Annotated in this window: 10 protein-coding genes; 9 read left to right on the forward strand and 1 reads right to left on the reverse strand. The window is 34.8% G+C overall.

The features are described 5' to 3' along the window. Positions 1-215 precede the first annotated feature (215 nt). The 6 genes from trmD to DR871_RS15790 all read left to right on the forward strand — a co-directional run bounded on the left by trmD (position 216) and on the right by DR871_RS15790 (position 8,172). Entirely contained in the window at positions 216-893 is a 678-nt protein-coding gene (trmD, locus tag DR871_RS15765) for a tRNA (guanosine(37)-N1)-methyltransferase TrmD (RefSeq protein ID WP_091166587.1), read from the forward strand. A 179-nt stretch (positions 894-1,072) separates the two neighbouring features. Further along, positions 1,073-1,423 (forward strand): 50S ribosomal protein L19, encoded by a 351-nt coding sequence (gene rplS, locus DR871_RS15770; RefSeq protein WP_073354306.1) that lies wholly within the window; start codon positions 1,073-1,075, stop codon positions 1,421-1,423. Positions 1,424-1,688: 265 nt separating this feature from the next. Continuing rightward, positions 1,689-3,911 carry an NADP-dependent isocitrate dehydrogenase gene (locus tag DR871_RS15775; RefSeq protein ID WP_113667075.1) on the forward strand — a complete coding sequence of 741 codons (2,223 nt, stop codon included), beginning with the start codon at positions 1,689-1,691 and terminating at the stop codon, positions 3,909-3,911. 141 nt (positions 3,912-4,052) lie between these two features. Beyond that, positions 4,053-6,434, forward strand: coding sequence for a TonB-dependent receptor (locus DR871_RS15780; RefSeq protein WP_113667074.1), 2,382 nt, complete (start codon positions 4,053-4,055; stop codon positions 6,432-6,434). A gap of 40 nt (positions 6,435-6,474) precedes the next feature. Further along, a complete protein-coding gene (locus DR871_RS15785) occupies positions 6,475-7,296 on the forward strand; it encodes a DUF4249 domain-containing protein (RefSeq protein WP_113667073.1) in 822 nt (273 codons plus the stop codon). A gap of 213 nt (positions 7,297-7,509) precedes the next feature. Next, entirely contained in the window at positions 7,510-8,172 is a 663-nt protein-coding gene (locus DR871_RS15790) for a thiamine diphosphokinase (protein ID WP_113667072.1), read from the forward strand. Between the two features lie 3 nt (positions 8,173-8,175). On the opposite strand, the gene DR871_RS15795 is transcribed toward DR871_RS15790, so the two are convergent. After that, complete coding sequence (locus DR871_RS15795; protein WP_113667071.1) at positions 8,176-9,042, reverse strand: alpha/beta fold hydrolase; 867 nt, start codon at positions 9,040-9,042, stop codon at positions 8,176-8,178. Positions 9,043-9,197: 155 nt separating this feature from the next. On the opposite strand from DR871_RS15795, the gene rlmF reads away from it, so the two are divergent. The 3 genes from rlmF to DR871_RS15810 all read left to right on the forward strand — a co-directional run bounded on the left by rlmF (position 9,198) and on the right by DR871_RS15810 (position 12,800). Continuing rightward, complete coding sequence (gene rlmF / locus DR871_RS15800; protein ID WP_113667070.1) at positions 9,198-10,169, forward strand: 23S rRNA (adenine(1618)-N(6))-methyltransferase RlmF; 972 nt, start codon at positions 9,198-9,200, stop codon at positions 10,167-10,169. A gap of 822 nt (positions 10,170-10,991) precedes the next feature. After that, entirely contained in the window at positions 10,992-11,600 is a 609-nt protein-coding gene (locus tag DR871_RS15805) for an RNA polymerase sigma factor (protein WP_113667069.1), read from the forward strand. 87 nt (positions 11,601-11,687) lie between these two features. Beyond that, entirely contained in the window at positions 11,688-12,800 is a 1,113-nt protein-coding gene (locus DR871_RS15810) for a FecR family protein (RefSeq protein ID WP_113667068.1), read from the forward strand. The last annotated feature ends 119 nt before the right edge of the window (positions 12,801-12,919 follow it).

Consider the following 12,919-nt stretch of genomic DNA (forward strand, 5'->3'; position numbering starts at 1 on the left):
ATAAGTAAAAAGTTTTAATTCAACTAAACCCTAGCCCAGATTGAAACAACATCCTTTTCTTGATTTCTTTAAGCAAGAAAAGATAGCGTGTAAAGCTGGAAATAGCTCCTGAAGAAAAGTTTAATCGTTGAATTGGGTATTTGGTTATTTGAAAACCTCAGCATCTTTGTACCTTTGCTCCCGAATCCTCGGGATTGAAACTTATAAAAGAAATTATGCGCATTGATATTGTTACTGTTCTCCCAGAATTATTGCGAAGTCCGTTTGAGGCTTCGATTATGAAACGTGCTATTGACAAAGGATTGGTGGAAGTTCATTTTCATAATCTGCGGGACTATACGACCAACAGACAGAAAAGTGTGGATGATTATCCTTATGGCGGTGGTGCTGGTATGGTAATGACGGTACAACCTATTGATGCCTGCATTACGCATTTGAAAAGCGAAAGAACCTACGACGAAATCATTTATATGTCGCCAGACGGGGAAACCCTGAATCAGAAAATGGCGAATACGATGTCAATGTATGAGAATATTATTATCCTTTGCGGACATTATAAAGGTGTGGATCAACGCGTACGCGACCATTTTATCACGAAAGAAATCTCTATTGGTGATTATGTTTTGTCTGGTGGTGAGTTAGGAGCTTTGGTATTATCGGATGCCTTGATCCGACTGATTCCTGGCGTTTTGAGTGACGAAACCTCAGCACTGACGGATAGTTTTCAGGATGGATTATTGTCGGGACCTATTTACACTCGCCCTGCGGATTACAACGGATGGAAAGTTCCGGAGGTTTTGACCAGCGGGAATTTTGCCAAAATTGATAAATGGCGTGAGGATATGGCCTACGAACACACAAAGAATAGAAGACCGGATTTGCTTGAAGATTAAAAGTTTGTTTAAAGTTTAAAGTTTTTCTTGTTTAAAGTTGGTATTCAAGAACTTCTAAACTTTAAACAAGAAAAACTTTAAACTTTAAACTTTTTTATCTACTTTTGCGCCCACATTAGTTTAACCTCTGGCGAGATCCGTGAATGTTGATTTAATGCAACCCATAATTAAAAAATATCATGGCAGATTTAATGAAATTCGTTCAAGACGAATTCGTAACAAGAAAAGAATTCCCAGTTTTTGCAGCTGGAGATACTATCACCGTTTACTACGAAATTAGAGAGGGTGAAAAAACTAGAACACAGTTTTTTAAAGGAGTTGTTATTCAAAGAAGAGGTTCTGCTAATACAGAAACTTTCACAATTCGTAAAATGTCAGGTGCTATTGGAGTAGAGCGTATCTTCCCAGTAAACTTACCAGCTTTACAAAAAATTGAAATCAACAAAAAAGGTGCAGTTCGTAGAGCTAGAATTTTCTACTTCAGAGAACTTACTGGTAAAAAAGCTAAGATTAAAGACAAAAGAAGATAGTCAAATATCTCTTTACTATAAAAGTCCCAACAGTGTTGGGACTTTTTTTTGTTTACTATTTTCCTTATAAATTAATAATTTAGGATTATTGAACCCCTAAAACTAACAATATAAGAATAACAAGTTAGTAATCTTAAAATTCGTATTTTTCTGTGCAAAATCCACCTTCTATTACATCTGATTTTCATATATTTGTCCGCCTTATTTTAAGTGAAATACCTTATGTAAGCTACATTTAACTTGATTCGATTATAAAAATAAAAAAATGACACAGAAATCAAAAATTTTTTACACACTTACTGATGAGGCGCCTTTATTGGCAACATATTCATTTTTACCTATTGTACAAGCATTTACATCAACTTCTGACATTGAAATTGAAACTAGAGACATTTCTTTAGCCGGAAGAATTTTAGCAAATTTCCCGGAGTTCTTATCCGAAGATCAAAAAACAGGAGATGCTTTACTAGAACTTGGAACTTTAGCAACAACTCCAGAGGCTAATATCATAAAATTACCAAATGTATCGGCGTCAGTTCCTCAATTAAAATCTGCTATTGCTGAATTACAATCTCATGGCTATAATTTACCAAACTTCCCTGAAGAGCCACAAAACGAAGCGGAAACAGCTATCAAAGCTAAATACTCAAAAATATTAGGTTCAGCAGTGAATCCTGTTTTACGTGAAGGAAATTCTGATCGTAGAGCACCAAAAGCAGTAAAAAATTACGCTAAAGCAAACCCACACTCTATGGGAGCTTGGTCTGCTGACTCAAAAACACACGTAGCTTTTATGGAAAGTGGTGATTTTTACGGAAGTGAAAAATCAGTTACTGTTGCTGACGCAACCGATGTAAAAATCGAATTCGTAGCTAAAGATGGTTCAACTACCGTTTTAAAAGCAAGTACTCCACTAAAAGTGGGCGAAATAATTGATAGTTCAGTAATGAATCTGAACGCCTTAAAAGCTTTTGTTGCCAAAACAATTGCTGAAGCAAAAAAATTAAACGTACTACTTTCAGTTCACCTGAAAGCGACAATGATGAAAGTTTCAGATCCAATTATTTTTGGAGCAATTGTAGAAGTATATTTTGCAGCTGTTTTCGAGAAATACGCTGCCTTATTTAATGAATTGAACATTGACACCAGAAATGGTTTGGGTGATGTATATGCAAAAATTGCAGGACATCCGATGCAAGCTGAAGTAGAAGCGGCATTAAACCAAGCAATTGAAAATGGTCCGGCATTAGCCATGGTAAATTCTGAAAAAGGAATAACAAATCTTCATGTTCCTTCGGATGTGATTGTAGATGCTTCTATGCCAGCAATGATCCGTACTTCAGGACAGATGTACAATAAAGAAGGTAAACTACAAGATACTGTAGCCATGATACCGGACAGATGTTATGCAGGTGTTTATACAGCAACTATTGATTTTTGTAAAAAACATGGTGCTTTTGACCCAACAACCATGGGAAGTGTTCCTAATGTAGGTTTGATGGCTCAAAAAGCAGAAGAATATGGTTCTCATGACAAAACATTCCAAATGACTGCTGACGGTGTAGTGCGTGTGGTAGATACAAACGGAAACGTTTTGATGGAACAAGCTGTTGAAGCAAAAGATATTTTCAGAATGTGTCAGGCAAAAGATGCTCCGATTCAAGACTGGGTTAAATTAGCTGTAAACAGAGCACGTTTATCTAATACTCCTGCTATTTTCTGGTTGGATAATAATAGAGCACACGATAGAGAACTTATAGAAAAAGTTACTAGATATTTAAAAGATCATGATACAACTGGTTTAGATATCCAAATCTTGAATCCTATTGAAGCTACAAACTTCACATTGGAACGAATAATCAAAGGATTAGACACTATTTCTGTAACAGGAAACGTATTACGTGATTACTTAACCGACTTATTCCCAATTTTAGAAGTGGGAACATCAGCAAAAATGCTATCTATTGTTCCATTAATGAACGGCGGTGGTTTATTTGAAACTGGTGCAGGTGGATCAGCTCCTAAACACGTGGAGCAATTTACGGCTGAAGGTTATTTACGTTGGGATTCTCTTGGTGAGTTCTTGGCTTTGGGTGCGTCATTGGAACATTTAGGACAAACTTTAAACAATTCTAAAGCTATTGTTTTAGCAGAAACTCTTGATGTTGCAACGGAGAAATTCTTAGCAACTGATAAATCTCCAGCGCGTAAACTAGGAGGAATTGATAACCGAGGTTCTCATTTTTACTTAGCAATGTACTGGGCGGAAGCTTTGGCAGCGCAAGATAAAGAGCCTGCTTTAAAAGCTATCTTCACTCCTATTGCAGCAGAATTTGCAGCAAACGAAGCGAAAATTAATGCCGAATTGATTGCAGCTCAAGGAAAACCTCAAGACATTGGTGGACATTACCAACCAAATCCTGAAGCAACAAGCAAAGCAATGCGTCCTAGCGAAACTTTCAATACTATATTGGCAAAAATCGCTTAATCAAGTTATTAACTATATTTAAAAGACAACCCGAAACGGTTGTCTTTTTTTTATATTAGCAATACCTTAACACTTGTTATATGACAATTGCTATTCAATTTATTGTACTTTGCGTTTTTTCATTTCGATAAAATTTAAACAATGACTCCAAAGAAAATTATTACCTTTTTAGTTGTATTACTGTCCGCGCTCTCCTCTTTCGGGCAAGAGAAATTTACACTAAGCGGAACTATTATTGACGCCAACAGCAATGAAACTTTAATAGGTGTCAACGTCGTGATTCCAGAGTTAAAAACTGGCGTAACCACCAATGAATACGGATTTTACTCCATTACGATACCAAAAGGAAATTATACGGTTCAAATAAGTTATTTGGGTTATCTAACCATTTCCGAATCGATATCTCTAAACCAAAATATAAAAAACAATTTTAATTTATTCAGTAATGAAACCGCTTTACAAGAAGTCATCATTACTGATAATAAAACAAAAATAGACATCAAAAAACCAGAAATGAGCGTAAATAAACTCTCCATTTCAGCTATCAAAAAAATGCCAGTTGTGCTGGGTGAAGTGGATGTTTTAAAATCTATTTTGTTACTTCCCGGAGTTACAAATGCTGGCGAAGGCGCCTCCGGTTTCAATGTTCGTGGTGGCGGAGCGGATCAGAATTTAATTTTATTGGACGAAGCGACTATTTTTAATTCCTCGCATGTTTTTGGATTTTTCTCTGTTTTTAATCCGGATGCAATCAAAGATTTAAAATTATACAAAGGCGGAATTCCGGCTCGCTACGGCGGAAGAGCGTCTTCTGTTTTAGATATTTATCAAAAGGACGGTAATAGCAAAAGTTTTCATGTTAATGGCGGAATCGGATTGATTTCCAGCCGCATTTTGGCCGAAGGACCATTGGTAAAAGACAAAGGATCGTTCCTTATTGGCGGTAGAAGTTCCTACGCGCATTTATTCCTAAAACTTTCCGAAGAACAAAAAAACAACTCTGCTTATTTTTATGATTTGAATACCAAGTTGAGTTATAAATTGGATACTAACAACAGTCTTTATTTATCGGGTTATTTTGGTCGTGATGTTTTCAGTCTGAATAAAAGTTTTACCAATATTTATGGAAATGCGACTTTAAACTTGCGTTGGAATCACCTGTTTTCTGAAAAGTTGTTTTCGAATTTATCACTTATTTACAGTGATTATTATTACGGTTTGGACCTAGATTTTGTGGGTTTCAAATGGGATTCCGGCATTAGAAACTACAATATTAAATACGATTTCAAGAATTATATTTCGGATAAATTCAAATTAAATTACGGGATAAACGGAATTTACTACGAGTTTAATCCGGGAACCATCAAACCATCTGATGAGAACTCCGGTATCAATTTTGCTCAATTGGATAAAAAATATGCTTTTGAACCTGCAGTTTACATTAACGCTGATCACGAAATCTCCGATAGAATAGCGCTTTCTTATGGACTTCGTTACAGTATGTTTTACCGTTTAGGACAATCTACCGTGAATATTTATGCCGACAATAATCCTGTCACGTTCAATTCCACTTTACAGATTTATGAAAAAGCAACTCCAATAGGCACTAAATTTTACGACAGAAATAAAGTCATGAAAAGCTATAATTATTTGGAACCGCGTTTTTCTTTGGCCTACCAAATCAATGACGAGCAGTCTATAAAAGCGAGTTATAACAGAATGGTGCAGTATTTACAACTGATTTCAAATACCTCATCGCCTACTCCGCTTGATATCTGGACGCCAAGTGATAGTTTTATAAAACCACAAATTGCGGATCAGGTTGCTTTGGGTTACTTTAAAAACTTCAACGATGACATGTATTCTCTTGAAGTAGAAACCTATTACAAAGAAGTACAAAACCGATTGGATTATATTGACGGCGCTGATTTGATTGCCAATAAAGCCATCGAGCAAATAATCCTGAACGGCCAATTACGATCGTACGGTTTAGAAATCATGTTCCGAAAAAACGAAGGAAAATTTAATGGCTGGATTTCCTATACATTATCAAAATCCGAGCAACAAACTCCAGGAAGAACTTCAGTAGAAACTGGAATCAACAATGGTCAATGGTATAATTCAGTATACGACAAATTGCATAATGTTGCTGTAACCACATCGTATAATTTGAATGAGAAATGGTCTTTTGGAGCTAATTTTGCCCTGCAAACCGGACAGCCAGTAACGTATCCTGTTGGGCAATATGACTACTTAGGAATCAATGTTCCCAGTTACGGATTGAGAAATGAAAATCGTCTTCCGTCTTACCATCACTTAGATATTGCCGCTACTTTGACTCCAACAAAAAACAAAAATAGGGAATGGAAAGGCGAATGGGTTTTTAGTATCTATAATTTATACAATCGGAAAAATGCGGCTTCCATCAATTTCAGACAAAATACAGATACCGGAAGCAATGAAGCTGTAAAAACTTCGATTTTTGGTGTAGTTCCAGCAGTGAGTTATAACTTTAAGTTTTAAAGGCAGCATCGATTAATAGCACAAAATAAAAAATAAAATCATGAAAAAAATAACACTATATCTGGTACTTTTAATCGCTATTTTTTCGGCGAGTTGTGAAGATGTTATCGAAGTAGATTTAGATAATGCAGCACCAAAACTGGTTATTGAAGCAGCTATCAATTGGAAAAAAGGAACGACCGGAAATCAACAGAGAATAAAACTAACCACTACAACCGGTTTTTACAACACAGAAATTCCAAAAGTTTCCGGAGCCACAGTTTCCATAAAAAATAGCGCTAATGTAGTTTTTAATTTTTCCGAAATTGCGAGTACTGGCGAATATACATGTACTACTTTTATACCGGTAATCAACGAAACCTATACACTGACAGTCATCAGCAATGGCAATACCTACACCGCTACCGAAACATTGAAACCCGTTACGCCAATCACAAAAATTGCTCAAAACAATCAAGGTGGTTTCACTGGAACCGACATTGAAATTAAGACATTCTATCAAGATCCGGCGGGAGAAACCAATTATTATCTTTACAAATATGTATATTCAAACCAGGTAAAATCAAACTTTTATGTAGACCAGGATGAGTTTTTCAACGGAAATGAATTCTTCAGCATCTCTCAAAATGACGAATTAAAAAAAGACGATAAAATTGAAGTAACGCACTACGGAATTTCAAAAGCATACTACAATTACATGAGTGTTTTGGTAAGTATTGCAGGAAATAGTGGTGGCGGACCATTTCAATCACCGCCAGCAACCGTAAGAGGAAATATCATCAATACCACTGATTCAGCAAATTATCCATTAGGCTATTTCTCCCTAAGCGAAGTCGATGTTAGAAATTACATTATTGAATAATTTGGAGCTAATCCAGCTGTTCATTACAACTAAAACAGGTTCTAAACAGTTTTCCAGTCCGTATAAGGAGCTTCCTTTGGTCGCTGTTCTACTGCCGCAAAACTAAAGTTTACAACCTGTTTTGGTTTTCATTGCCATCCGGGCTAGTACGTGAGAGATAAAACAAGAACTTTTATTTACTTTTACGTCACAATTTATAATTAATACTTCATTATGTCTTCACACCATATCGTCCGCGACGACCAAGAACCTGCTTTAATCATTGCCAATGGCGCTTCCTGCAATCCAGAACTATTGGGTCAATTATTGGAATGGTCGCCGCTTGTTGTCGTATTAGATTCGGCTATGGTGCGTGTTATGGAATTAGACATCAAAGTCGACGTCCTTTTAGGAGATTTCGATAGAGGATTTGATCCTGAAATTTATAAAACGTCACAATATCCCATAGAAATCATTCATACGCCGGATCAAAACAAAACCGATTTAGAGAAGGCTTTTGACTATTTAATCGAAAGAAAAATTCCTGCCGTAAACGTCGTTTGGGCAACCGGACGTAGAGCCGATCATACGATTACCAATCTGACCAACATCACACGATACAGAGATCTATTGAAGATTGTTATTCTGGACGATCACTCGAAAGTGTTTTTATTGCCTAAGAAATTCGAAAAATGGTACACGGCGAACACTCCTATTTCATTAATTCCAATCGGTCACGTGACTGGAATTCATTCCGATAATTTATTTTATCCGTTGAAAGATGACAGTTTAACCATTGGTTACAGAACCGGAAGCAGCAATCACGTCATCAAAGACGGAATCGTAACAATAGAACATGAAGAAGGTGATTTATTGATGATGGAATGTTTGGATTAAAATTTATTGAATAGTCAACAAAGCATTTCTCACAATCTCATAATGACTCCAAGGAATAAAATGATTCGCTTCTTTAATCGATATTGTGTCGATTGATTTAGCATTGACAAACTTTTTTTGCATAAAGGCAACATTACTGTACGGTACCAAAGCATCTTTTGTTCCATGGATAATGGTAACATCGCAAGTAATCTTTTTCAGCTCTGGCTCTAAGTCCACCAAATCTTGTTTGAGCCACCACAACTCATCATTAGAAGGCCTTAATGCTCCGGGAATTAAATAACGCAAAGGAGAAGCCATGATAACAGTTCTCCATTTCTCTGGGTTTTCAGCTTTCGGGTCTAATGATCCTGCCAGTATCACCAATCGTTTGTACCAAGACGGATTATTTACAGCTAACTGAGCTACAACTGGCCCGCCAACGGAATGTCCTACTAAAATTAGCGGCTTTTTGTTATCTATTTTTTTGATAAACTCAGCTATTCTTTGAGATTGTACCTTTAAATTTTGAGCATCCCCAAAATCACTGAATCCAAAACCCGGTCGGTCAATAGCAACCATTCGGTATTTTTTAAGCAACAAAGTATCCTGAAGATATTCTTTGAAGGCATTCCAACTACCAGGCGAGCCATGCACAAAAAACAAAGTCGGGTTTTGCACATTTCCCGTTGCTACATAATGTATTTTATAGCCTTCAAAAGCAATTGTTTTATCCTGAAATTCTGTTTTAGATGCACCAAAAAATTTTGTTGTTTCTTTATTTGAAAAACGCATCGTCATACAAGATTGACAAATTACGATATACAAAAACATCAAACTGTAAACTATGTATCTCTTTTTGAAATGAAATGAAGCGGGCATAAAGGTCATTCTGATAGTATTTTTTATAAAAGTAACCGTTTTTATGTTTCGGAAAAAACGCAACGTTCTAATTTTATGATTTATTTTCCATCTGTTTATTGCTTAAAGTCTTCTTAACGCTTTTACAAAATAGTTATGACTATATTTGCATCGAAATAAAGAAAATGAAAGCGAAAACGATTACCGAAAAGACTAATTTACATTCCAGAAATCTGGATAGATTTGGATATAATTTTGAGGAACTAATTCAAAAATCTCCTGAATTAAAGCCTTTTATTTCTACTAATAAGCACAATCCCGACGCTTTAGAAGAAACCATTGATTTTAGTAATCCCGATGCGGTAAAGTCGCTTAACAAAGCATTATTGTTATCCCATTATGACATACAAAACTGGGATATTCCTAAAAATTATCTTTGTCCGCCCATCCCGGGAAGAGCGGATTACATTCATTATATAGCAGATTTATTAGCCTCAGGTAATAACGGAATCGTTCCTGAAGGGGAAGCCGTTCAGGGTTTAGATATAGGTGTGGGTGCAAATTGTATTTATCCTATAATTGGTAATTCAGCTTACGGATGGAGTTTTGTAGGAACCGATATTGACTTAAAAGCAATTGAAAACTGCAGCGCCATCATTGAAGAAAACCCAAAACTGATTGATGCCATCAGTTTACAACAGCAGACAGAATCGCGTTTTATTTTCAAAAACATAATCACTCCCGAAGATAAATTTACGTTTACTATTTGCAATCCTCCTTTTCATTCCTCACAAGATGAAGCTACGAAAAGTTCGGTTCGAAAAATCAATAATTTAGAATCTCGAAGCGCCAAGAGCAAAGTAACTAAACCTGTTTTAAATTTTGGTGGTCATAACGCTGAATTGTGGTGTGAAGGCGGAGAATTGGGTTTTGTTACCCAAATGATTTACGAAAGTGCTAAATATCCGATGCAGTGTTTATGGTTTACCACTTTGGTGTCAAAAAAAGAGAATCTTTCTAGTCTTTACAAAACATTAAACAAAGTAAGTGCTGTCGAAATTAAAACGATTGATATGGCTCAAGGCCAAAAAACAAGCCGAATTGTAGCTTGGACTTTCCTGAGTGCAGCACAACAAAAGGCCTGGAAATTCGAATAAAAACTCCTATTTTGTTTAAGTATTGAATCCCACCAATCATTCTTGATAGTCGGGAAAAACTATCTGTAGCTCTACTTTTTCCTATTATGCATTTAAAATGAAGTCCTTAAAAACTTCTATTATTAAATCAGTAATTAAACTTCTAAAAATTTATTTTACCGAAAAAAAAATGCATCTATTCATAAATTGTTGCATTTCTCTATGTTTTTAAGCCATTAGGAATAATTTTTAACATATAATTGCTTATGTTTGTTAATAAAACATTAAATTATTAAGGCGTCAATTCAATTTTAAATTTGCTTCAGATTAGATTAAAAACAGGAATTTAATCCTACAATCATTCTCTTTGCTTCTGGAAATATATGAGTTTAAATAATTTATACCATAAAGTTAAGCATTCAAAAAACTTAATTAGGACATAAAAAAATTCCGTTTAGAAGTTTAGCAAGATTAGTATTAATAAGGTAAAAGAACGGGAGGTTTTTGAGTATTTAAAAAGTTGATCTAATTAGCAAAAAAAGGCATTAATAACATTAGCAACAGACCTTCAAAAATATTGCAAATGAGAATAGCGGAAAGAATGAATCCCGAAATAATAAAGTTAAAATTAAGTAAAATGTTAAAAAAAATTTGACTGTTTATTAAATTAAACATCCCTGATAATGAAAAAAGTTTTCTAAACATCAATTTATCGCAGATGAATGTTGAATTTTTTTTTGCTAACTCGTACAGCTCTTGTCAAAAATATTTTAATAAAAATCTCAATTGAATTGTGTTTCAACCAATTTGCACGGAAAAGAATTAAACTATCCTCACTAAATTATGAAAAGTCAAACATTATATATCGATACTCTTGATGACATTGTTCTTTGGAGGAATCTAAAAGAGGGTGACGAAAAGGCTTTTTCATTACTTTTTGAAAAATACTACGGACATTTGGTACGGTATGGAAATTCGTTGTCTCCTTTTCCTGAAAAAGTACAAGATTGTGTGCAAGATGTATTTACGGATGTTTGGGTTTACAGACAGTCGCTAAATGATACGGTTGTGGTAAAAGCATATCTACTATCAAGTATTCGCAAGCGAATCGCTCGTTTGCAAGAGCGGGACCATATTTTTCGCAAAACTACTTCAATAGACTCGATTGAATTTCTCTTTGATTTCTCTGTTGAGCATCAACTAATTTCTGATGAAGTAACGAAAGAGAAAGTTTCACATCTCAATGAGCTATTAAATAATTTACCTGCTCGGCAAAAAGAAGCCTTGTATCTTCGCTATCATCAGGGCCTTAGTGTTGAACAAATTGCCGATATGCTCCAAGTCAATTATCAATCAGCAAACAATTTGTTATATCGTGCTGTATTGAATCTTCGTAAAGAATGGAAGGGAGACCTTTCGCTTATTTTCTTACTATCATCAAGTCTTTTTTAGTTTTTTTAAACAAACTCAAAAAAAAATCATAATTTAGTGAGTATATATTAACAAAACCGTCCTCTATGTATCTGTAACACTTTTTTGATGCTAGAACGAAACAATTATACAGAAATAGAGGATTTTTTAGCCAATGAATCATTCCAAAGATGGATTCGATTCAAAAACGACCAACAAGGTTGGGAAGAATGGACCTTAGAAAATCCTAAACGCGCAAAATTAGTTGAGGAAGCTAGGTTATGGATATTAGCTATGAAAGTAAATGAAACATTGCTATCGCCTATCGTTATTAAAACTGCATTACAAAGCACTTGGGCAAAAATTGATAAAAAAGAAAAGCAAGAAGATCCTACAATTCGTATAGTAAAACTTTTGAAAAAGTATAGCGTAAATATAGCTGCTGCTGTTTTACTTTTTGCTCTTTTATCAACTTGGTTCTACAACAGTCTTTATGTTCCTGAAAGTAACATCATCACCTACAACGAACTCATTAATGAAAATCGGGAAGGTCTTGTGGAGCAAACTAACAACTCAAATAAGGCGCAAATCATAACTTTATCTGACGGTAGTTCCGTTTTATTAAAACCTGACAGCAAGTTGAGTTATCCAAAAATATTTACTGGAAATGAACGAAAAGTATACCTATCAGGTGAAGGATTTTTTGAAATAAGTAAAAACCCAAAAAAACCATTTTTAGTTTATGCAAATGAAATCGTTACTAAGGTCGTGGGTACAAGTTTTAGAATAAAAGCGTATAATGATCAACCAAATGTTGAAGTTATTGTTCGTACAGGTAAGGTAAAAGTTAAGTCGAGTCAATTAATTAAAGATTCTAAAGAAAAAGAAATTGTTTTACTTCCCAATCAGGCCCTTAGATTTATACGTAAAAAAATGATTTTCAATAAAATAACAGACATTACACTAGACAAAAATTTGATACAAAACGAGGGTAATATTGAACAATTAAGTTTTGAATTCACAGATATTCCAATTAGCCAAATATTCAAAACTATCGAGCAAGCTTATTTAATTAAAATTGATTTTCCGGTAGAAAAATTAAAAAATTGCCATCTTACAACATCCTTAAATGACCAACCGTTACCTGAAAAGTTAAAGATTATTTGTAAGAGTATTGGAAATGAAACCAGTTATGAAATGAATGGAAACCAAATCATCATTACCTCTGATGGTTGCAACTAATGTGAAATTGCCTATGTAAAAAAAATACAATTAAAAAAAGCGCCGAAAATGCTGTAACAATTTCGACGCCATAAATAAAGCAAAGTACACTCTGAAAAGTGCATTTTGTACTGTTTCTT

The organism is Flavobacterium petrolei (genome assembly GCF_003314435.2).
GTDB classification, from domain to species: Bacteria; Bacteroidota; Bacteroidia; order Flavobacteriales; family Flavobacteriaceae; genus Flavobacterium; species Flavobacterium petrolei.